This window comes from Streptomyces sp. NPDC002690 (genome assembly GCF_053592415.1).
The window spans coordinates 1-22170 of record NZ_JBSFVR010000101.1 but is presented as its reverse complement, the minus strand read 5'-3'; the positions used below and the strand labels follow the sequence as shown (position 1 = coordinate 22170).

The window sequence follows — 22170 nt, the reverse complement described above, 5'->3', positions numbered from 1 at the left end:
TGAACCTGGAGGGCCACGGCCGTGAGGAGGACGTCGTTCCTGGCGCGGACCTGTCCCGCACCCTCGGCTGGTTCACCACGATCCACCCGGTGCGCATCAGCGTGGCCGGCATGGATGTCGAGGACTCCATCGCGGGCGGCAGCTGGGCCGGCCGTACCGTCAAGCTGGTCAAGGAGCAGCTGCGCACGGTCCCGGACAAGGGAGTCGGCTACGGCCTGCTGCGCTACCTGAACCCCGAGACCTCCGCCGATCTGGCCGCCCTGCCGACCGCCCAGATCGCCTTCAACTACCTGGGCCGGCTGTCCGGGACGGAGCTGCCGGAGGAGATCCGCGGCCTTGGCTGGACGCCGGTGACCACCGTGCAGGACGTGACCGCGGCCTTCGACGCCGACATGCCGGCGGCGCACACCCTGGACATCACCGCCGCCGTCACCGATTCCGCGCAGGGCCCGGCGCTGAGCGCGCGCTTCGCTTATCCCACCGGGGTGCTGACCCGTGCCGACGTGCAGGACCTGGCCGACCGGTGGGCCGCGGCGCTGACCGGCCTGGCCCGGCACGTCGCCGCCCCCGGCGCCGGCGGCCTGACCCCGTCCGACCTGCCGATGGTGCCGCTGTCCCAGCTGGAGATCAGCGTGCTGGAGGCCCGGCACCCGAACGTCGAGGACGTCTGGTCGCTGACGCCGATGCAGGCGGGCCTGCTCTTCCACGCGATGCTCTCCGGCCGCGAACTGGACCCCTACCAGATGCAGTTCGTGATGCACGTCGACGGTCTGCTCGACTCCGAGCGGATGCGGCGGGCGGGGCAGGCGCTGCTGGACCGGCACGCCAACCTGCGGGTGTCGTACGCCTTCGCCACCGACGGCACGCCGATCCAGATCGTCCCGAGCCGGGTCGACCTGCCGTGGCAGGAACTGGATCTGCGTGAGGTGCCGGAGACGGAGCGGCCCGCGCGCCTGGAGGAGTTGCTGGCCGAGGACCGGCGTGACCACTTCGACGTGACCGCGGCCCCACTGGTGCGGATGAAGCTGATCCGCACCTCCGACCGCCGCTCGGAACTCGTATTGATGGCGCACCACCTGCTGTTCGACGGCTGGTCGACACCGCTGCTGATGCAGGACCTGATGGGCCTGTACGTGGTCGAGGGCGACGCCTCCCAGCTCCCGAAGCCGGCGGGCTACCGGGACTTCCTGCTGTGGCTGTCGAAGCAGGACCGCGAGCTGTCCGTGCGGGTCTGGACCGACGAGCTGGCCGGAGTCACCGAGCCCACGCTGCTGGCGCCCCGCTCCCGGCAGGCCGACACCGACCACGGTATGGGCCGCTTCCAGGTCGGTCTGTCCGCGGACGCCGCCCGTGCCCTGATCCGCCGCGCCGCGGACCTGGGCGTCACGGTCAACACCGTGGTGCAGGGTGCCTGGGCGATCCTGCTGGGCCGGCTGACGGCGCGCGAGGACGTGCTGTTCGGCATGACGGTCTCCGGCCGCCCCCCGGTCGTCCCGGGCGTGGACGAGATGATCGGCCTGTTCATCAACACCCTGCCGGTGCGGGTCCGACTGGACTCCGGTTCGACGCTCGCCGAGGTGCTCACCGAGCTCCAGGACCGCCAAGCCGCGTTGCTGGACCACCACCACCACGGCCTGGTCGACATCCAGAAGGACGTGGGCCTGCCGACGCTGTTCGACACCATCGTCGGATTCGAGTCCTACCCGATCGACCACAACGCCCTGACCCAGCCGATCGGCGACTCCGGGCTGACCATCAGCCGCTCCACCCCGGTCGACGGCACGCACTACCCGCTGACCCTGATGGCCGCGCCCGACCCGCTGCGGCTGTCCCTGCAGTATCAGCTGGCCGTGTTCGACGAGGACGCGATCGAGCGGATCGGGGAGCGCTACCTGCGCGTGCTGGAGCAGATCACCGCCGACCCGCACGTGGCGGTCGGCGCGGTGGAGGTGGTCACCCGTGCCGAGCGGGACCTGGTCCTCGGGCAGTGGAACGACACGGAGCTCGAAGTCCAGGACACCACGCTGATCGAGGCCTTCGAGACGGTGGCAGCCACCACGCCCGACGCCGCCGCGGTGGTCGACGGCCCTCGGACCCTGACCTTCGCCGAGGTCGACGCGCTGGCCGACGGCCTGGCCGCCGAACTCCGCGCGCACGGCGTCGGCCCGGACCGGGTGGTCGCCGTCGCCACCCGCCGCTCGGCGGAGTACGTGGTCGCGCTGCTCGCGGTGCTCAAGGCCGGCGGAGCCTACCTGCCGATCGATCCGCAGTACCCCGGTCCGCGGGTGGCGTTCATCCTCTCCGACGCCGCCCCTGCCGTGGTGCTGACCGACCGTGAGACGGCGGCGGTGCTGCCCGGGACCGGCGCTCCGCTGGTCTTCCTGGACCGCGAGCACGCTCCGGCGGACGCCGGGCAGAGCAGCCGGCTGCGGGCCGCGCGGACGGTACGCCCCGACCACCTGGCGTACGTCATCTACACCTCCGGCTCGACCGGTACGCCCAAGGGCGTGGCCATCACCCACCGCAACGCGCTCGACATGGCGCGGCACGGCTGGCCGGAGCCCGGCGGCCGGACCCTGTTGCAGTCCTCGATCGCCTTCGACGCCTCGGCCTTCGAGACCTGGCCGGCGTTGATCGCCGGCGGCGCGCTGGTCATCGGCCCGTCCGACAGCGGCGACATCGACGCCCTGGTCCGGGTCATCGACGGCGAGCAGGTCACGGCGGCCTTCGCCGTGCCGGTCCTGCTGGAGGAGCTCGCCGGACGTAACCACAAGCACTACATGAAGGCGCTGCGGCGGATCGTGACCGGCGGCGACGCGGTGTCGCCCCGGGTCGTCGAGGAGTTCCAGAAGCACCACCCCGGCGTTGCCGTGGTCAACGCCTACGGCCCGACCGAGATCACCGTCGACTCGTCCTACTACGTCGTGCGGGACGCGGCGTCGGCCGACTGGCTGGCCGGCGGCTCGGTCCCGATCGGCGGTCCGCTGCCCAACACCCGCGCCTACGTGCTCGCTCCGGGCCTGGTACCGGTGCCGCCGGGTGTGGTCGGCGAGCTGTACGTCGCCGGAACCGGCGTCAGCCGTGGCTACCGGGGCCGCCCCGACCTGACGGCGTCGCGGTTCGTCGCCGACCCGTTCGACCCGTCGGGCGGCCGGATGTACCGCACCGGCGACCGGGTGCGCTGGACCGCCGACGGCGACCTGGTGTTCGCCGGGCGCAGCGACGACCAGGTGAAGATCCGTGGTTTCCGGATCGAGCCCGGCGAGGTCGAGGCGGTGCTGGCCGCGCACCCGGCGGTCGCCCAGGCGGTGGTCGTCGCCCGCGAGTCCGACGCCACGCCCGGCGCCAAGGACCTGGTCGGCTACCTGGTGCCGGACAAGGTCATCTCCCCGGTCCGCCAGGACGGCTCCGAGGCCGCGTCGGTCGACCAGTGGGAGGCGGTGTACGACGACCTGTATGCGAACAAGGAGGCGTACATCGCCGAGGACAACGAGGTTCCCGCCCCGCTGGACGGCGTGGAGTTCGGTGAGAACTTCCAAGGCTGGCACAGCAGTTACACCGGAGCGCCGATCGAGCCGGCCGAGATGCGGCAATGGCGGGCCGCGGCGGTCGACACCATCATGTCCCTGGCGCCGTCGAGGGTGCTGGAGATCGGCGTCGGCTCGGGTCTGCTGATGGCACCGGTGGTCCCACAGGTCGACGAATACTGGGCGGTCGACTTCTCCCGCGCCACCATCGAGTCGCTGACCGCGCAGATAGCCCGCCTCGACGCGTCGTTGGCCGACCGGGTCACCCTCAAGACCAGGCGCGCCGACGACATCGACGACCTGCCGCAGGGGTACTTCGACACCGTCGTGGTGAACTCCGTCGTGCAGTACTTCCCCAACGCCGGCTACCTGATCGACGTCATCGGCAAGGCGCTGAAGACACTGGCCCCGGGCGGCGCGATCTACCTCGGCGACATCCGCAACAACAACCTGCTGCGCGAGTTCGCCACGGAGATCCAGCTGGCCCGCGCCGACACCGACACCACGGTCGAGCAACTCCGCGACCGGGTACGCCTGGAGATCCTGGCCGAGCGCGAGCTGCTGCTGGCGCCGGAGTTCTTCACGGCGCTGCCGCGACTGCTGCCCGAGATCGGCGCGGTGGACATCCGGCTGAAGGACATGGAGGCCGCCAACGAGCTGAGCCGCTACCGCTACGAGGTGGTGCTGCGGAAGGAGCCGGCCGAGGTTCGGTCGCTGGCCGGTGTGACGCCGCTGGCCTACGACGGAGTCGGATCACCCGAGGTGCTGCGTCGGATTCTGTCCGAGCAATGCCCCGACAGCCTGCGCCTGACCGGCATCCCGCTGCCCGAGGTCCGGCCGATGGTCGACATCGTCCGCCGCCTGGACGCCTCGGCCGGCTACCGGCCGGCCGCCGACGTGGCGCGGCGGGAGGCCGACCCGGAGGCTTTCGGCCCGGCCGCGTGCCGGCGGCTGGCCGAGCAACTCGGCTACCGCGCGGTGCTCACCTGGTCGGCGCTCCCGGGCCGGTACGACGCGGTGCTGCTGCGGCCGGGTGCGGAACTTCCGCTCGCGGACGTCTTCGTGCCCGGCGAGGAGATCGGCGCCCTGTCGGCGTTCGTCAGCGACCCGGACGCCGGGAACCGCCTGTCGGGCCTGCGCGAGTTCATGGCCGAGCGGCTGCCGGACTACATGGTGCCGACCGCGTTCGTGGTGATGGACCGGATGCCGCTGCTTCCCAACGGCAAGCTCGACAAGGCGGCTCTACCGTCGCCCGTGATGACCGGCAACGCCTACCGCGCGCCGCGCTTGCTGGAGGAGGAGGTGCTGGCCGCGGTCTTCGCCGAGGTGCTGGGCGTGGACCGGGTCGGCGTCGACGACGACTTCTTCGCCCTCGGCGGCCACTCGCTGCGCGCCACCCGGCTGATCAGCCGGATCCGCGGTGCCCTGGGCGTGGAACTGCCGCTGCGGGCCGTCTTCGAGGCGCCGACCGTCGCGAAGCTGGCCGCCCGGTTGCGCCCCGACACCGGGACCGAGGCCGCGGACCCGTTCGCGGTGGTGCTGCCCATCAAGTCCGACGGCGAGCGCAAGCCGGTGTTCTGCCTGCACCCCGGCGGCGGTCTGAGCTGGGCCTACCTAGGGCTGTCGGCGAGCTTGGTGGACCGGCCGGTCTACGGCATCCAGGCCCGCGGCTTCGACGGTGTGGCACCGCTGCCCGGGTCCATCGACGAGATGGCCGAGGACTATCTCCAGGAGATCCTGCGGACCGAGCCGGAGGGCCCGTACCACCTGCTCGGATACTCCTTCGGTGGCGTCGTCGCGCACGCGGTCGCCGCGAAGCTGGAGGCGCTCGGCAAACCGGTCGGGATGCTCGCGCTGCTGGACGCCGCGCCGCGTCACGGCGTGCCGGACGCCTTCCAGCGTGACGACTTCGAGCGGCTGATGCGGATGGAGATGGAGCGGTACTTCAGCGCCATGCGGGGCGGTGACGACTACCTGCAACTGGTCGACATCGCCACCGAGATCATCACCGAGCACCATGAGCACCTGCAGTCCTTCACCTCCCCGGTGTTCGGCGGCGACGCGCTGGTGTTCACGGCGATGCTCGGCCGGGACGCGGGCGACATGCCGGGGCGGGAGAAGTGGCAGGGCAACATCACCGGCGCCATCGCCGAGCACGAGGTCGCCTGCACCCACAACGACATGCACATGCCGGAGTACACGCAGGTGATGGCCGTGGCGATGAACGCGATGCTCGCCGACCAGGGCTGAGCCGGTGAGCCGGACGGGCGGACGACGAAGGAGGCGGGCCGGCCGCGGTCCGTATTCCGCACAGCGTCTTTCCGCCCGTCCGGCCCCTCCCGGAATGCTGTCGCGCTCATCGCGACAAGATCTTCGAATTCCTGAGGGTTGTCCCGCAATTCCTGGCGGGTGCGCGGCGTCAGCCACGGCACCTCGCCGCGTTGTCGGAACGTCCGCAAACAGCCAGTATGCGGACGCCCCTCCGCCTTGCGGCGCACCGCATCTGACGCCGCGCCCTGATCCACCACGAATTGCGGGACAATCCTTGGGTGAATGGCCGTGCGGGGTCGCGGTGAATTCCGTGACCCCTGAGGGTTGTCCCGCAATTCCCGGCGGGTGTGCGACGGCAGTCACGGCACCTCGCCGCGTTGTCGGAACATTCGCGTACATCCGGTATGCGGATGTTCTTCCGCCCTGCGACGCACTGCCCGACGCCGCCTGACCCGCCCTCCGGTCGGACGGCGCCCCTCTCGAAACACGCTTGGACACCTTTCCCGTGACCGCCGTTCACCGGCCGCGACCGGTGCTGGTCGCGTGCGCACCCGCGCAATCCTTGACCGTTTCGCAAGCCGCTCAATACTGTGCTCGAAATTGACGACGGGAGTCATGATCTATGCGAGTCGACGGAATGAAAACGCATGATGTGGCGGGAATAGGATTCGGCCCCTCCAATCTGTCGCTCGCGATCGCTCTCGACGAGCTCGGCACGGCGTCCGACGGACCCGTGGTGGACGCGGCCTTCTTCGAGAAGCAGGCCGCACTCGGCTGGCACCGGGGCATGCTGCTGCCCGGAGCCAACATGCAGATCTCCTTCCTGAAGGACCTGGTGACCTTCCGGAACCCGCACTCTCCCTACAGCTTCGTGTCCTACCTGCACTCGGCGGGACGCCTGGCCGCCTTCGCGAACCGCACCGAGTTCTTCCCGAGCCGCCGCGAGTTCCACGACTACCTCGATTGGGTCGAGGCGCAGTTCACCAAGTACGTGACGTACAGCTCCGAGGTCGTCTCCGTGCAGCCGGTCCGCTCGGAGAACGGCGTCCTGGACACGCTTCGGCTGGAGGTCCGCGAGGGCGCCGCCGGTGCCACCCGGGTCGTGCAGGCCCGGAACGTGGTGGTCTCCACCGGCCTGGTGCCCAAGATGCCCGAGGGCTTCGAACGCGGCGAAGGCGTATGGCACAGCTCGGAGTTCCTGACCAGGTTCCAGAGCGCGGACCCGGAGCGGCTGCGCAGCGTCGCGGTCGTCGGCGCCGGTCAGAGCGCCGCCGAGGTCGTCCGCCACCTGTACGACAACCTGCCGGACGCCGACGTGTACGCGATCCTGTCGCCGGTCGGCTACAGCATCGCCGATGCGACGCCGCTGGCGAACCAGGTCTTCGACCCCGACACCGTGGACGACTTCTACTTCTCCTCCCAGGAGGCGAAGGACGCCGTCTGGCACTACCACAAGAACACCAACTACTCGGTCGTCGACGACGAGTTGATCCGTGACCTGTACGCGCGCCACTACGCCGACGAGGTCGTCCGCCGCCCCCGGTTGCGGTTCCTGAACCTCAGCCGCGCGCTGTCGGTCGAGCACCACGGGCCGCGTACCCGGGTGGCCGTGGAGTCGTTGCGCACCGGCGAGGTGGACCAGCTGGACGTGGACCTGCTGGTCTGCGCCACCGGCTACACGCCGATGGACCCGGCGACGCTGCTCGGCGAGGCCGCCGGCCTGTGCCTGCGCGACGAGCGGGGCCGGCTGCGGGTCGAGCGGGACTACCGCCTGGTCACCGACCCCGAGCTGAAGGCCGGGATCTACCTGCAGGGCGGCACCGAGCACTCGCACGGCCTGTCCGCGTCGCTGCTGTCCAACACCGCCGTGCGCAACGGAGAGATCGCGAACTCTCTCGTGCGGGGCCTCGCCCGCGCGGCGTCCGACATCGACCGGAAGGTGACGCTCTGATGCTGGTTCCTCCGATCTACGCGGCGCGGCGCCCGAACGACGTCGTCGAGGCGGTGCGTTGCCACCCGTTGGCCCTGGTGTGCAGCAACGGGGCCGGGACGCCGTTCGCGACCCACGCCCCGGTGATCATCGAGCGGCTCGGCGACAGCCCCGAGACCGATGCGGCCTCCGACGAGGCCGGCCCGACCCTGGTCGGCGGTTCGCTGCTCGGCCACATGAACCGGGTCAACGACCACTGGGACGCCATCGAGGCCGGGACGGACGGCGAGGTCCTGGTGGTCTTCCAGGGTCCGCACGCCTTCATCTCCCCGACCGCGTACCAGAAGCGGCCCGCCGCGCCGACCTGGAACTTCGTCACCGTCCACGTGCGCGGCCGGATCGAGGCGCTGCCCGAGGGCCGACCGGTCTTCGACGTGGTCACCGCCACCGTCCGCGAGCTGGAGAAGGTCGCGGGCACCGGCTGGGACATGAGCGACTCGCTCGACTACTTCCGGCGGATCCAGCACGGGGTCCGGGCCTTCCGGGTGCACATCACCTCGGTCGAGGCGATGTTCAAGCTCAGCCAGGAGCAGCCCGAGCCCACCCGCCGCGAGATCCGCGAGCACCTCGCCGCCGATGGCTCCGGGTTCGCCCGCGAGGTCGCCGAGGCGATGTGGGCCGAGGAGTTCGCCGCCGGCGGCGGTTCGGCGCCGGGGGGCTGAGCCGTGAGGGAGACGACCCTGCCCGCCGTGCTCGACGTGCCTTACGACACCCTGGACGGCTATTTCCGCTCGCTCGGCGGCGCTGACAGCGGTGCCACCGCCGCAGCCGCCGCCGTCACCCCCGACACCGCCGCGACGCTGATCGACGACCTGTGCGCCGAACCGCTGGACGCCGGGCGGCTGCTCGGCTCCGTCGCGGCCGTCTGCGCGACGCTGCGCGCGGCCGGGGTGGAGCCCGGCGCGACGATCGCCGTCCGGGTCGGCCAGGACGCCGCGTCGGTGGTCGCGCTGCTCGCGGCCGCCTGCTACGGCACTGCGGTGCTCGCGGCGGCCGACGCCGCGGGGCTGCCCGAAGGCCCGTTCGAGATCGCCGCCCTGGTGACGGCGGTGCCGTGCGAGGACGAGGCGCCGGTGCTCGTCGACGTGAGTGACCTGGAGGCGCTGAAGCCCGGCGAAGCCGCGGCGCTCCCGGTGCGTTCGCCGGAGGACCCCGCGCTGTTGCTGTGCACCTCCGGCACCACAGGCGACCCGAAGTGGGTGCGCCTGGCGCACCGCAACCTGGTCGCCGCGGGCCGGTTCATCGCCGGCTCGCTCGGCCTGACGCCGGCCGACCTCGGCCTGTCGATGATGCCGCTGCACCACGGGCACGGGATCACCGCCGGGGTGCTCGCGCCGCTGTTCAGCGGCGGCGGCTTCGTCATCCTCGACTCCAAGGACCTCGACTTCCTCCAGGAGGGCCTGCGCCGCGAGAGCACCTGGTATTCCGCCGCGCCGTCCCTGCACCGCTCGCTGCTGGTGGCCGAGCGGTCCTGGCCGCAGTGGTTCGAGGACTTCCGGCCGCGGGTGATCCGGTCCACCTCCGAGGCGCTGCCGGCGGCCGAGAAGGCCGCGATGCAGCAGGCGTTCGGCGCACCGGTGATCGAGGCGTACGCGCTCACGGAGGTCCCCGGCCACGTCTGCACCCAGGTGCACGGCGCCGGTGGCGAGCCCGGCTGGATGCCGCCGCAACTCGGGGTCGAGGTCGAGACCCTCGGCGAGGACGGCCGCCCGACCCCGCCCGGCGAATCCGGCCGGATCCGGGTGCGCGGACCGAACGTGATGCTCGGCTACCTCGGCCACGACCCGGTCGGACCCGGTGAGTGGTACCAGACCAGCGACCTGGGCGTGGTACGCGCCGACGGCGCCGTGGCCGTGCTCGGCCGCGACTCCGAGGCGATCAAGCGCGGCGGCGAGACCGTGGTCCCGGCGGTGGTCGAGTCCTTGGTGGAGGAGCACCCGGACATCGAGCAGGCCAGGGTCTGCGGCATGCCGGACGAGAGCCTGGGCGAGCAGATCTGCGTCGCCGTGATCAGTCCCCGGGGCGCCGCCGACGAGGCCCGGCTGCTGCGCGAGCTCAGGGTCCAGTTGCCGCCGCACCTGACGCCGTCCAAGCTCCGCGTGGTGGCCGAGTTCCCGGCCGGCCCCGGGAAGATGCGACGCAGCGACCTGCGCCCGCTGTTCGCGGAGTAGTGATGGCCGCCGATCGGGGATCGCTCGCCGAGGTCACGCGCGAGGTGCTGAGCCTGGCGGCCGGCCACCGCGGCCGGCCCCGGCCCCGCACCGTGCTGGTGTTCAGCGACGGCTCGTCCGTGCTGAGTCGCGGCGCGCTCGGGGCCGAGGCCGTGCGCCCGGTTCTGGCGCGCAAGTGCGCGGTGCTGGAGCGGGCCACCGGCATGCGCGCCGTCCCGCTGACCTCCGTCCCGACCGGTCCCGCCGAAGCCGTCCGCCTGCTGGAGCTGCTGCGGCCCAGCTACGACGCGGTCCTGCTGGTCGACTTCGCCGCGCCGCACTGCTTCGAGATCCAACGGCTCGCGGCCGACACGCTCGACTGCCCGGTGCTGCACGACGACCAGCACGGCACCGCCGTCATGGCCGCGGCCGTGGTGCACACCGCGGCAGCCCGCAGCGGACGCACCCCCGACGACCTGTGCGCCGTGGTCGCCGGCGCCGGCGCCGCCGGCTCGGCCACCACCCGGCTGCTGCACCACCTCGGCCTCGGCGAGCTCCGGGTGGTGGACTCCCGCGGCCTGCTGTACCGCGGGCGCCCCGGCATGAACGCGGAGAAGACCGCGCTGGCCGAGCTCACCAACCCCGAAGGCATGCGCGGCCCGCTGGCCGCCGCGCTGTGGGGCGCCGACCTGCTGCTCGGCCTGTCCGGGGCGCCGGTCGCCGCCGACGAGCTGGCCGGCATGAACCCGAAGGCGATCATCGTCCCGCTGTCCTACCCGGACATCGAGGTCCGGTTCGAGGACGCGGACGCCCTGGGCGCCACCTACCTGCACGCCCTGGAACACAACCTCAGCAACAACCTCGCCACCCCCGGCTTGCTGCTCGCCGCGTGCGAGTCCGGGCTGCGGCGGCTGTCGGCGTCCGACCTCGCCGCCGCGGTCGGCTGCCTGGTGTCGCTCGTACCGGACCGGCCGGACGCCCCGCCCGTCCCACAGACCGATCCGGGCGAGCTGGCGCGCGCGATCGCGGACGCCGTCGCGGCGTCTCGCGCCCTATCCGGAAAGGCACGCACATGACGTCATCGCAGGACCTGTGGTTCCGGCGCTACCACCCGGCACCCGGCGCCCGCACCACCCTGTACTGCTTCCCCCACGCGGGTGGCGCAGCCACGTACTTCCACCCGATGTCGGCGATGATGGCGCCGGAGTTCGACCTGGTGGCCGTGCAGTACCCGGGACGCCAGGACAGACGGGCCGAACCACTGGTCGCGAGCATCACGGAGCTGGCCGACCGGATCGCCGCCGAGTTCGAGGCCGAACGCGGCGCGCGCGAGGAACGTACCGGCGAGCCCGACGGGCCGACGGCGTTCTTCGGCCACAGCATGGGAGCGATCGTCGCGTTCGAGGTGGCCCTGCGGCTCCAGGACAGCGGTCGCCCCGGCCCCGCGGTGCTCTTCGCGTCCGGCTGTCGCGCCCCCAGCCGGGTCCGCGACGACGGCGTCCACCTGCGCGGCGACGAGGGCGTCGTCGAGGAACTGCGCAGCATGGGCGGCACCGACTCCCGGGTGCTGTCCGAACCGGAACTGCTGGCGATGCTGCTCCCCGCGATGCGCAACGACTACAAGGCCATCGAGACCTACCGCCAGGCCGCGAACGCGCGGATCACCGCGCCGATCGCCGTGCTCGCCGCCACCGACGACCTGCGAGTGACGATGGAGGAGGCCCGCGCCTGGCACGGGCACACCACGGCCGGGGGCGCCGCCCACTTCTTCGACGGCGGCCACTTCTACCTGGAGGCCAAGGCACCGGCGGTGGTCGGGATCGTCACCGAGGAACTGCGGGCTGCCACCGTCGCGGGGTGGGCGGCGTGAACGACGTCATGACCGGCCGGCGGGTCACCGGAAGCGTCGACGAGACCTGGCTGCGCCCCTACCGGCAGGTACGCAACCCGCGGCTGCGGCTGGTCTGTTTCCCGCATGCCGGGGGAGCGGCCAGCGCCTTCCGTACCTGGCCACTGCGGCTGCCGGCCGACATCGACGTGCTGGCCGCCTGCTACCCGGGCCGCGAGAGCCGGCTGCGGGAGCGCTCCGTGGAGCGGATGGACCAGCTGGTCGCCGCGCTGGTCGCGGCGCTGCTGCCGCTGACCGACCGGCCGCTTGCGCTGTTCGGACACAGCATGGGCGCGTCGGTGGCGCACGAGGTCGCGCTGCGGCTGAACGAGGTGCCCGGCGCCGACGTCCGCCGGCTGTTCGTCTCGGCACGGCAGTCGCCGCGGGCGCTCGTCGAAGCGTCCCCGATCGCCCCCGCGACCGACGAGGAGCTGATCGCGGAGGTCGTGAAGCTGGGCCAGAGCCGGCCGGAGGTCTTCGCCGACCCCGACCTGTGCGACCTGCTGCTGCCCGCGCTGCGGGCCGACTTCAAGCTCGTCGCCGACTACCGGCCCGACCCGGCGCGGGTGCTGCCCGTCCCGATGACGGCCTACGGCGGGACCTCCGACCCCGAGGTGCCGATCGAGGAACTGCTGTCCTGGTCGGCGGCCACCGGCGCGGCCTTCGAGCACCGCCTGTTCTCCGGCGGGCACTTCTACCTGGAACGCCACGAGATGGACCTGGTGCTGGACATCGGCGCCCGACTCGCATCGGCGAACTCCGGTCAGGACCATCTGAGATGACGAATCGCCAGAAGATCCCCGTGGTCAAGGGGCGGCTCCCGTTCGGTGACCACGAGACCTGGTACCAGATCTCCGGCACGCCCGGTGCCGGCCGCCCGGCGCTCGTGGTGGTGCACGGCGGCCCCGGCAGCACCCACGACTACCTGCGCAACCTCGGCTCCATGGCGGTCGGCGGCTGGCCGGTCGTCCACTACGACCAGCTCGGCAACGGCGGCTCCACCCACCTGCCGGACGCACCCGCCGAGTTCTGGACGCCGGAGCTGTTCCTCGACGAGCTCGACAACCTGCTGACCGGCCTCGGCGTCGCCGGGAACCACATCCTGTACGGGCAGTCCTGGGGCGGCCTGCTCGCCGCCCGGTACGCCTCCAGGCGGCCCGTCGGCCTGCGTGGACTGATCCTCGCCAACGCCCCCGCCTCGTACGTCACCTGGCGCTCCGAGATGGAGTTGCTGCGGGCCGCGCTGCCCGCCGGGGTCGACGCCGTGCTGCGGGCCCACGAGAGGGCGGGGACCACCGGCACCTCCGAGTACACCGACGCCATGCGGGTGTTCTACCGCAAGCACGTGTGCCGGCTCGACCCGTGGCCGCGGGACTACCACGCCTCGTTCATGGAGATCGTCAACGACCCCACCGTGTACCACGCGATGAACGGCCCCAGCGAGTTCCACGTCGTCGGCTCGCTGCGGGACGTGACGGTCGAACACCTGCTGCCGCGGATCAACGTGCCGACGCTGGTGCTGTCCGGCCGGCACGACGAGGCGACCGAGGAGGTCGTGCGGCCGTTCCACGAGCTCGTCCCGGGCGCCCGCCAGGTGATTTTCGAGGAGTCGAGTCACCTGCCCCACCTGGAGGAACCGGCGAATTTCTTCCGCGTGCTCGCCGAGTTCCTGCTCGCCGTCGAGAAGGGATGACCCGCATGGACCCCCAGCACACCGACACCGCCGCGCTGTTCCCCGGCATGAACCCGGTCAAGTACGCGGACCTGGCCCGGTTCCTGATCGTCAACCCGGTGGCGCGCCGCCGGCTGGCCGAGGCGGACCGCAGGCTCGGTCACTCCGTGCTGGACGGCCTGGAGAGCGCCGAGGACGACTACAGCGAGGACGCCCAGGTGGCGTTCATGCTCACCTGCGTGGCGCTCGCCGAATGGGCCGTCGCCGAGCTCGGCCTCGAGGTGACCGCCGGCGTCGGACCCAGCTTCGGCGGAAAGCCGCTGGCCGCGTTCTGCGGCTCGCTGCCCTTCGAGGACGCGGTCTGGATGACCGCGGAACTCTCGCACTGCATGGACGAGTTCTTCGCCACCGAGTGCCAGGACGTGGTCACGCACTCCTTCGCCCGTATTGATGGTGAGCAAATCACCGAAATACAAGGGGAGCTGGACGTCCTCGGGGAGTGGAGCGAGGTCTCCTGCCACATCGACCAGGACCTCTACATGCTCTCGCTGCGCGAGCACAACCTCGAATGGCTGGAGAAGAAGATCCGCGGCTTCGGCGGCCTGTCGCTGTACAGCATGCGGCCGCCCATGCACTCCATGGCCTTCGCCGGCCTGCGCGACCTCGCCGAGGAACGGGTCCTCGGCCGACTGGAGTTCGCCGACCCCGCGTTCCCCGTCGTGGACGACCACGACGGGACGGTGCTGCGCGGCGGCGACGGCATCCGGACCATGCTGCTGGACGGCATCGTGCGGGCGGTGCACTGGCCGCAGGCCGTGGACGCGTTGCGCGAAATGGGCATCGGGAAAGTCGGCGTGTTCGGACCGGACAGCCTGTTCGGCCGGGTCCCGGCCACCAAGAACGCCTTCGAGGTGCTTCCCGTCGACCCACGACTGGCCCTGCGGCCCCGCCGCAAGGGCTGAGCCCCGCCTCCGATGCCGGGGGCGGGGCTAAAGCGTGTTGTGAAAGTCCCGCCTGTCCGGCGGCGCCCGGCACGCACGCTCGCCGCGTTGTCGTACCGGACGTACTCGGGCTTCCGGCCGATGCGGCGAGCGTGCGTACCGGGCGTCGCGACGGGGCAAACCTTGGCCGGCGCGGCACTGGACCGCAGGTTCAGGACGCGGCCTGCTCCAGCGCCGAGGACAGCGTCTTCAGGAGTACGGCCGGCGTGCGGAAGTTCTCCAGGCTCAGGGCGTCGTCGCGGAAGCGGACCTGGAACCGGTCCTCCAGCACCGAGAGCAGCTCCACCGTGGCCAGCGAGTCCAGCCCGAGATCGCGCAGTTCGGCGTCGGCCTCCAGCGGCTCGTCGTCGGGCAGGTAGGGCAGAAACGGCCGGACCGTCTTCTCGAAGTCATCCCACATGGCTGCTCCGGGTTCGTGAAAAGGGGTGTTGTGACGTTCGTCCGGACGTTATCCGCCCCGGCCCGTGGCCGCCGCCCCCTACCCGCCCGGCGGCAGCCGGCCGAACTGACCGGAGGACCCCCATGACCGACCCGACGACCCGGCCCGCGCCGCACGGACTGTACGCCCGGTTCCTGCGCGGACTCGCGGCCCGCGGTGACGGAGAGGCGGTCCGCGCCGCGGACCGGACGGTCAGCTACGCGCAGGCGCACGAACTCGCCCTGCGATGGGGCGGCGCGCTGGCGACGACGCGGGCCGGTGCGCGGCAGGGCGCGGTCGGCGTGCTGGTCGGCAAGAGCGCCACCGGGTACTGCGGGATTCTGGCGGCGCTCGCCGCCGGCGCGGCCGTCGTCCCGCTGCGCCCGGACTTCCCCGCGGCCCGCACCGCCCAGATGATCGCCGCCGCCGGGGTGAGCGCGCTCCTCGTCGACCGGGAAGGGGCCAAGTCGCTCGCCGCGCTCGCCGAAGCCTGCGGCCCCGGGACAGCGGCCCTCCCGGTGCTCGCCCCCGACGGCGGGCTCGACGACTCGACGCCGTTTCCCGCACTGCCACCGGGCACCCCCCTGGACGCGCCGCGCGACGTCCGGTCCCAGGACACCGCGTTCGTCCTGTTCACCTCCGGCTCCACCGGGCGACCCAAGGGCGTGGTGATCACCCACGGCAACACCGAGCACTACTTCGGCCTGCTCGACGCCCGTTACGACTTCACCCCGCAGGACGTCTTCTCGCAGGCCTTCGACCTCAACTTCGACTGCGCGCTGTTCGACCTGTTCTGCGCCTGGGGCGCCGGCGCGACCGCCGTCGCGATCCCGCCGACCGCCTACCGGGACCTGCCGGGCTTCCTGCGGGACAAGGGCGTCACCGTCTGGTTCTCCACGCCCAGCGCGATCGACCTGGTCCGGCGGTTGGGCGGCCTGACCCCGGGCGTGCTGCCCGGCCTGCGCTGGAGCTTCTTCGCCGGTGAGGCCTTCCGCTGCCGCGACGCCCACGACTGGCAGACGGCGGCACCGGCCTCCACCGTCGAGAACCTGTACGGGCCCACCGAACTGACCGTCACCATCGCCGCGTACCGGTGGCAGGGGGCGGCGACGGAGGCGCTGGCGGTCAACGGCATTGTGCCCATCGGCGAGGTGCACGCCGGGCACGAGCACTTCCTGCTCGCCGAGGGGCTGGACGACGGTACGGTGACCGAGGGTGAACTGTGCATCGCGGGGCCCCAGCTGGCCCGCGGCTATCTCGACCCCGCCGACGAGCCCGGACGGTTCTCCGACCGGCACGGCACCCGCTGCTACCGCACCGGCGACCGGGTACGGGCCCTGCCGGGAGGAGCGCTCGCCTACCTGGGACGGCTCGACTCCCAGGTCCAGGTGGCGGGCTGGCGGATCGAACTCGCCGAGGTCGAACATGCCCTGCGCGAGGCTGGGCTGCCGGACGCGGTGGCGGTCGCCGCCGAAGGGCCGGGCGGCACCGTCCTCGTGGCCTTCCACACCACCACCGGCGTCTCCACCGCCGACCTGGTCCGCCGACTCCGCCGGATCCTCCCGGACGGCGCGGTGCCCAGGCGCTTCCACCGCCTGGACGAACTTCCGCTGAACAGCAACCGCAAGATCGACCGCAAGGCGCTCGCGGTTCGCGCGAACCACTCATGAGGGCCGGCGATCCGGTACGACCAGCGACGAACATCCACCCCCCGGCCCGGATACGCCCGGTGCGCGGGCGGGGAGCACGTAGGGGTCTAGGGGTGCCGCCGATCCCGGCGCGCCCGCTAGCTTCCTCACCGACCCTGAGGAGCGCGCGGTGCGAGAGGTGACCATGGACAGTTACGAACCCTCCCCGCGTGGCGGTCTCGTCCACACGCTGCTGGACGACGCCGCGGCCGGGCGCCCCGACGCTCCTTCGGTGCGCGACGCGGACGGCGTGTGGACGTTCCGGGAGACCGCCGACCACAGCCGTGCCGTGGCCGCCTGGCTGCACGGCCGGGGCGTCGAGCCCGGAGACCGGGTCCTGGTGCAGTGGCCGACCGACCGGCGCCTGGCCGCGATGCTGTACGGCGTCAGCCGGGCCGGCGCCGTGCTGGTGCCGATCAACCCCGACACCAAGCCCTACCAGCTGCACGCAGTGGTGGAGAGCGCCGAGCCCGAGCTGGTGCTGACCGGCGCCGACCGCGAGGACGCCTGGGCCGAGATCGAGAAGCTGCACGCCGAGGGCGCGTCCTTCGAGTACGCCGGCGCCACCGCGCAGGACCTCGCCTTCCTGGTCTACACCTCGGGCAGCACTTCGGTGCCGAAGGGCGTGATCGAACCGCACGCGCAGGTGGTCTTCGCCGTCCGGGCACTGGTCGCAGAACTCGGCTACCGGGCCGACGACGTGATCCTCTGCCGGTTCCCCGTCTCCTGGGACTACGGCCTGTACAAGGTCCTGATGTGCGCCGCCGCCGGCTGCGAGATCGTGCTGGCCGGCGACGAGTCGGACCTGACGCTGCTGCGCCGTATCCGCGAGGTCGGGGCGACGGTCGTGCCGATCGTGCCCTCCTTCGCCACCATGATCGTCACGCTGGCCGCGCGCGAGTCCCGTGACGCCGCCGCACCGGCCAACCGGGTCCGGATGTTCACCAACACCGGTGCGGCGCTGCCGCCTTCGACCGCCGACAAACTGCGCGAGGCGTTTCCCGGTGCGGCCGTGGTCCGCCAGTACGGGCAGACCGAGTGCAAGCGCGTCTCGGTCATGCCGCCGGAGGAGGAGCACCAGCGCCCGGACTCCTGCGGCCGGCCGATCCGCGGCACCGGGGTACTGATCCTCGACCCCGACGGCAGGCCGGTGCCGACCGGCGAGACCGGCGAGATCGTCGCGGTCGGCCCGCACGTCATGCCCGGCTACTGGCGCAAGCCGGAGATCAGCGCGCTGACCTTCCGCCCCGACCCGGCCACCGGCGGCCTGCGCCTGCACACCGGCGACCGCGGCCGCCTCGACGAGGACGGCTACCTGTACTTCCAGGGCCGGCGCGACGACATGTTCAAGCGCAAGGGCATCCGGATGAGCACCCTGGAGATCGAGGCCGCCGCGATGGACATCCCGGGAGTGCGCGCTGCCGGCGTCGTGCCGCCGACCGACGAGCGCGACCTCGCCATCTGCGTGGAGTCCGACCTGGCACCCCACGTGGTGCTCCGCGAGCTGGCGCAGCGACTGGAGCCGCTCAAGGTCCCCGCCAAGTGCCACGTGGTGCGGGAGTTCCCGCTCACCGCGCACGGCAAGAACGCGACGAAGGCCCTCGCGGAACTGCTCGACGCGGCCTTCGCCGTACCCCGCCGCTCATGACCGGCGCGGAACCGACGGTCGTCACCGCCGGCGGCCTCGTCGGCCCGCCCGGTCCGGGGGCGCCGCTGGCCATCGTCAGCACCCTGCCGTCCGACGCGCACACCTGGAACCTGGTGTTCCTGCAACTGCTGATCGAGGAGCACGGGTTCCGGGTACTGAACCTCGGACCAGCCGTCCCTCTCGGACTGCTGGTGGACCGGTGCGCCGAGCTGCGCCCCGCGCTGGTGGTGATCAGCAGCGTCAACGGGCACGGCCACCAGGACGGGCTGCGGGCCATCACAGCGCTGCGGGCCCGCCCCGAGAACGCCCGGGTGCCGGTGGTGATCGGGGGCAAGCTCGGAGTCTCCGCAGTCGGCCGCACCGAGCGCGCCCAGGAACTGCTGGCCGCGGGCTTCGACGCCGTGTACGACGACACCGGCGGAACCGAGGACTTCCTCACCCTGATCGCCTCCCTCTCGGACGGCCCCGCCGAGACCGCCCTCCCGGCGGGGTCCGCCGCGTCGGCGACCGGCGCCGTCCTGACCGACGCCGCCGGCCCGACGCGTCACGCCGTGTCGGCGGTACCGGCCGTGTCGGCGGGGCCGGGGATCCCGGTGGTTCCGGCGTGAGCCTCGGCGCCTTCGTCCGGGCCCGACGGGCAGCCGGGGAGCTGGTGGTGCAGCCGCGGATGGGCTTCGGCGAGGCCGCGGCGATGCGCGCGGGCCTGCTGGCGGTGAAGGGCGCGGCGGCCACCACCGTGGGGACCCTGACGCTGGACAGCTACACCCGCCTCGGCGACCTGGAGTCCGCCGGCCGCGCCCTGCGCGAGGGCAACCTGCTGAACGGCTACCCGCTGCTGAGCCACAGCATCGAGACGACCCGCGAGGTGGTCGACGGCTTGGCCGACGCGGACTTCCCGATCCAGGTGCGGCACGGCTCCCCACGCCCGCTGGCGATCTTCCGCAGGATGATCCGCGGCGGTTTCCACGCCACCGAGGGCGGCCCGGTCTCGTACTGCCTGCCGTACGGCCGGACTTCGCTGGCGGAGTCGGTCCGGGAATGGTCGGTGGCCTGCGAGGAGCTGGCAGCCACCGCCCACGCGGGCTTCGAACCCCACCTGGAGACCTTCGGCGGCTGCCTGATGGGTCAGTTGTGCCCGCCGAGCATGCTGGTCGCCGTCAGCGTCCTGGAAGCGCTGTTCTTCCGTTCGCGCGGGCTGCGTTCGATCTCGGTGAGCTACGCCCAGCAGACCAACGCCGACCAGGACGCCGAGGCGGTCCGGGCGCTGCGCCGGTTCTGCGCGGAGCTGCTGCCGGACATCGACTGGCACGTGGTCGTCTACGCCTACATGGGCGTCTACCCCGGGACCCCGGACGGCGCCCGCGGCCTGCTGGCTGACGCCGCGCTGCTTGCGGTGCGGACCGGCAGCGAGCGGCTGATCGTCAAGACGGTGGCCGAGTCGTTGCGCCTGCCGACGGTCGCCGAGAACATCGAGGCCCTCGAACTGGCCGCCCGCACCGCCGCGTCCGCGGCCCCGGGCCCTGAGCCCGGCGACGGCGGCCAGACCTACCTGGAGGCGCTCACCCTGATCGACGCGGTCCTCGACGGCGCGTCCGACCTCGGCGACGCCCTCCTGTCGGCGTTCCGCCGCGGACTGCTGGACATCCCGTTCTGCCTGCACCCCGACAACGCCGGCCGCGCCCGCGCGGGCCTGGACGGCGAGGGCCGGCTGGTCTGGTCCGCGCTCGGCTCGCTGCCACTGGCCGGGGTCGTCGAACAGCGGCCGGACGGCGGCGCGCTGACAGCCGGGGGCCTGATGGAGGCCCTCTCCTACGTGCAACGGCGCTTCGACAGGGAAGCGCTGGCTCGCTCGCCGGCCCGATCCGTACTCCCGGCCGGAGCCGACGGTATCCACGGAGGTATCCGATGACCGAGACCGCTGCCACCGACAAGCTCGTCCGGGCCCTGCGCCAGTCGGTGCTGGACAACGAGTTGCTGCGCCGGGAGAACGAGCGCCTGACCGCCGCGGCCTCCGAGCCGGTGGCGATCGTCGGCATGGCCTGCCGCTACCCCGGCGGGGTGACCACGCCGGAGGGCCTGGCGGACCTGGCCGACGGCGGCGTCGACGCCATCGCCGAGTTCCCCGTCGACCGCGGCTGGGACCGGGACGCGCTGTACTCGCCGGTCCGCGGCACACCCGGGAAGACGTACTCGTGCGAGGGCGGCTTCCTGTACGACGCGGCGGACTTCGACGCCGGTTTCTTCGGGATCGCCCCCCGCGAGGCGCTCGGCATGGACCCGCAGCAGCGCCTGCTGCTGGAAACCTCCTGGGAGGCGCTGGAACGGGCCCGGATCGTGCCGGCGTCGCTGCGCGGCAGCAGCACCGGCGTCTACGCGGGCGTGATGTACCACGACTACGGTCCGGGCAGCAGCGACGGCAGCCTGCTCTCCGGCCGGGTGTCCTACACGCTGGGCCTGGAGGGTCCGGCCGTCTCGATCGACACGGCCTGCTCGTCCTCGCTGGTGGCGATGCACCTGGCCGCGCAGGCACTGCGCCGCGGTGACTGCTCGCTGGCGCTGGCCGGCGGCGTGACCGTGATGACCGAGCCGGACATGTTCGTGTACTTCAGCGGGCAGCGTGGGTTGTCCTCCGACGGCCGGTGCAAGGCCTTCAGCTCGGAGGCCGACGGTGTCGGCTGCTCCGAGGGCGCCGGGGTGCTGGTGCTGGAGCGGCTGTCGGACGCGGTGCGCAACGGCCGCCGGGTGCTCGCGGTGATCCGCGGCTCGGCGGTGAACCAGGACGGCGCGTCCGCCGGGATCACCGCGCCCAACGGCCCGGCGCAGCGGCGGGTGATCGCCGCGGCGCTGGCGGACGCGGGCCTGACGCCCGGCGACGTCGACGCGGTGGAGGGCCACGGCACCGGCACCAAGCTCGGCGACCCGATCGAGGCACAGGCTCTTCTGGCCTCCTACGGCCGTCACCGGGACCCGGAGCGCCCGCTGTGGCTGGGCTCGGTGAAGTCGAACATCGGGCACACCCAGGCCGCGGCGGGTGTGGCCGGCGTGATCAAGATGGTGGAGGCGCTGCGGCGCGGGACGCTGCCGAGGTCGCTGTACGCCGACCGGCCCTCCGCCGAGGTGGACTGGTCCGCCGGCGGCGTCCGGCTGCTGACCGAAGCGGTGCCGTGGCCGCGCGGCGAGCGGGTGCGCCGCTTCGCCGTATCGTCCTTCGGGATCAGCGGCACGAACGCGCACGTGCTGGTGGAGGAGCCGCCCGCGGCAGAAGCGACCGCGGCCGAGGAGGCTTTGCGGGTCCCGGTCTCCTGGACGGTCTCCGCCCGCTCCGCCGCCGCCCTGCCCGGGCAGGCGCGCGCCCTGGCGGCGTACCTGCGCGAACGGCCGGAGCTCCCGGTGGCCGCCGCGGCCCGCGAACTGGCCTCCTCGCGTTCGGTGTTCGAGCACCGCGCGGTGGTGACCGGGTCCTCGGCCGAGGAGCTGCTGGCCGGGCTGGACGCGCTCGCCGAGGGGGCCGCCGCGCCCGGCGTGGCCACCGGCCGGGCCGCGGCGTCGTCCCGGCTCGCCCTGGTGTTCTCCGGGCAGGGCTCGCAGCACGCCGGCATGGGCGAACGCCTGGCCGCCGCGTACCCGGTGTTCGCGGAGGCGCGCGACCTGGCCTGCGCCGCCTTCGACGGGCTGCTGCCCAGCTCCCTGGCCGAGGTGATCGCCACCGGCGAGGGGCTGAACGAGACCGTCTTCACCCAGCCCGCGCTGTTCGTGGTGCAGACCGCGCTGGGCCGGCTGCTGGAGTCCTTCGGCGTGACGCCGGCCGCGGTCGCCGGCCACTCCATCGGCGAGTTCGCGGCCGTCCACCTCGCCGGGGCGATCGACCTGGCGGACGCGGCCCGGCTGGTCGCGGCGCGCGCCACCGCCATGCAGGC

The 22170-nt window shown here is 72.6% G+C and carries 14 protein-coding genes and 1 pseudogene; 14 read left to right on the top strand and 1 reads right to left on the bottom strand.

Features of this window, described 5'->3' with window-relative positions; translation table 11 throughout:
* Window positions 1–5 precede the first annotated feature (5 nt).
* The 9 genes from ACWD3D_RS15470 to ACWD3D_RS15430 all read left to right on the top strand — a co-directional run bounded on the left by ACWD3D_RS15470 (window position 6) and on the right by ACWD3D_RS15430 (window position 14460).
* Complete coding sequence (locus ACWD3D_RS15470; RefSeq protein WP_451461383.1) at window positions 6–5777, top strand: amino acid adenylation domain-containing protein; 5772 nt, start codon at window positions 6–8, stop codon at window positions 5775–5777.
* A gap of 658 nt (window positions 5778–6435) precedes the next feature.
* A complete protein-coding gene (locus ACWD3D_RS15465) occupies window positions 6436–7749 on the top strand; it encodes a lysine N(6)-hydroxylase/L-ornithine N(5)-oxygenase family protein (RefSeq protein ID WP_451461381.1) in 1314 nt (437 codons plus the stop codon).
* Entirely contained in the window at window positions 7749–8450 is a 702-nt protein-coding gene (locus ACWD3D_RS15460) for an FMN-binding negative transcriptional regulator (RefSeq protein ID WP_451461380.1), read from the top strand. Before ACWD3D_RS15465 ends, ACWD3D_RS15460 begins: the two co-directional genes overlap by 1 nt.
* Before the next feature lie 3 nt (window positions 8451–8453).
* Window positions 8454–9959, top strand: a complete 1506-nt coding sequence (locus ACWD3D_RS15455; protein WP_451461379.1) for an AMP-binding protein — start codon at window positions 8454–8456, stop codon at window positions 9957–9959.
* A 2-nt stretch (window positions 9960–9961) separates the two neighbouring features.
* Entirely contained in the window at window positions 9962–11014 is a 1053-nt protein-coding gene (locus ACWD3D_RS15450; RefSeq protein WP_451461378.1) for a hypothetical protein, read from the top strand.
* Entirely contained in the window at window positions 11011–11808 is a 798-nt protein-coding gene (locus ACWD3D_RS15445) for a thioesterase II family protein (protein WP_451461377.1), read from the top strand. The genes ACWD3D_RS15450 and ACWD3D_RS15445 overlap by 4 nt, the downstream gene beginning before the upstream one ends.
* On the top strand, window positions 11805–12608 hold the full coding sequence (locus ACWD3D_RS15440; protein WP_451461376.1) for a thioesterase II family protein: 804 nt from the start codon (window positions 11805–11807) through the stop codon (window positions 12606–12608). The genes ACWD3D_RS15445 and ACWD3D_RS15440 overlap by 4 nt, the downstream gene beginning before the upstream one ends.
* Window positions 12605–13519, top strand: coding sequence for a proline iminopeptidase-family hydrolase (locus tag ACWD3D_RS15435; RefSeq protein ID WP_451461375.1), 915 nt, complete (start codon window positions 12605–12607; stop codon window positions 13517–13519). The genes ACWD3D_RS15440 and ACWD3D_RS15435 overlap by 4 nt, the downstream gene beginning before the upstream one ends.
* A gap of 5 nt (window positions 13520–13524) precedes the next feature.
* Window positions 13525–14460, top strand: a complete 936-nt coding sequence (locus ACWD3D_RS15430) for an ACP S-malonyltransferase (RefSeq protein ID WP_451461374.1) — start codon at window positions 13525–13527, stop codon at window positions 14458–14460.
* Between the two features lie 190 nt (window positions 14461–14650).
* Here ACWD3D_RS15430 and ACWD3D_RS15425 read toward each other — a convergent pair whose 3' ends face one another.
* Entirely contained in the window at window positions 14651–14899 is a 249-nt protein-coding gene (locus tag ACWD3D_RS15425; RefSeq protein ID WP_451461373.1) for an acyl carrier protein, read from the bottom strand.
* 122 nt (window positions 14900–15021) lie between these two features.
* Between ACWD3D_RS15425 and ACWD3D_RS15420 the strand changes: the two genes are divergently transcribed.
* The 5 genes and pseudogenes from ACWD3D_RS15420 to ACWD3D_RS15400 form a co-directional block, all read left to right on the top strand.
* Window positions 15022–16587: an AMP-binding protein gene (locus tag ACWD3D_RS15420; protein ID WP_451461372.1), complete on the top strand. Its 1566-nt coding sequence runs from the start codon at window positions 15022–15024 to the stop codon at window positions 16585–16587.
* A gap of 163 nt (window positions 16588–16750) precedes the next feature.
* Window positions 16751–18253: a class I adenylate-forming enzyme family protein gene (locus ACWD3D_RS15415; protein WP_451461382.1), complete on the top strand. Its 1503-nt coding sequence runs from the start codon at window positions 16751–16753 to the stop codon at window positions 18251–18253.
* Window positions 18250–18861: a cobalamin B12-binding domain-containing protein gene (locus ACWD3D_RS15410; protein WP_451461371.1), complete on the top strand. Its 612-nt coding sequence runs from the start codon at window positions 18250–18252 to the stop codon at window positions 18859–18861. Before ACWD3D_RS15415 ends, ACWD3D_RS15410 begins: the two co-directional genes overlap by 4 nt.
* The gene (locus tag ACWD3D_RS15405) at window positions 18858–20162 is read left to right on the top strand and encodes a methylaspartate mutase (protein WP_451461370.1); all 1305 of its coding nucleotides are present in this window, start codon (window positions 18858–18860) and stop codon (window positions 20160–20162) included. Before ACWD3D_RS15410 ends, ACWD3D_RS15405 begins: the two co-directional genes overlap by 4 nt.
* A pseudogene (locus ACWD3D_RS15400) lies at window positions 20159–22170 on the top strand (type I polyketide synthase); the annotation flags it as partial. The gene ACWD3D_RS15405 and the pseudogene ACWD3D_RS15400, both read left to right, overlap by 4 nt.

Excerpts from the sequence above, each read along its gene's own strand:
- ACWD3D_RS15465 (WP_451461381.1), top strand. The coding sequence starts at position 6,436 with ATGAAAACGCATGATGTGGCGGGAATAGGATTCGGCCCCTCCAATCTG.
- ACWD3D_RS15460 (WP_451461380.1), top strand. The coding sequence starts at position 7,749 with ATGCTGGTTCCTCCGATCTACGCGGCGCGGCGCCCGAACGACGTCGTC.
- ACWD3D_RS15450 (WP_451461378.1), top strand. The coding sequence starts at position 9,962 with ATGGCCGCCGATCGGGGATCGCTCGCCGAGGTCACGCGCGAGGTGCTG.
- ACWD3D_RS15445 (WP_451461377.1), top strand. The coding sequence starts at position 11,011 with ATGACGTCATCGCAGGACCTGTGGTTCCGGCGCTACCACCCGGCACCC.
- ACWD3D_RS15435 (WP_451461375.1), top strand. The coding sequence starts at position 12,605 with ATGACGAATCGCCAGAAGATCCCCGTGGTCAAGGGGCGGCTCCCGTTC.
- ACWD3D_RS15430 (WP_451461374.1), top strand. The coding sequence starts at position 13,525 with ATGGACCCCCAGCACACCGACACCGCCGCGCTGTTCCCCGGCATGAAC.
- ACWD3D_RS15425 (WP_451461373.1), bottom strand. The coding sequence starts at position 14,899 with ATGTGGGATGACTTCGAGAAGACGGTCCGGCCGTTTCTGCCCTACCTG.
- ACWD3D_RS15420 (WP_451461372.1), top strand. The coding sequence starts at position 15,022 with ATGACCGACCCGACGACCCGGCCCGCGCCGCACGGACTGTACGCCCGG.
- ACWD3D_RS15415 (WP_451461382.1), top strand. The coding sequence starts at position 16,751 with ATGGACAGTTACGAACCCTCCCCGCGTGGCGGTCTCGTCCACACGCTG.
- ACWD3D_RS15410 (WP_451461371.1), top strand. The coding sequence starts at position 18,250 with ATGACCGGCGCGGAACCGACGGTCGTCACCGCCGGCGGCCTCGTCGGC.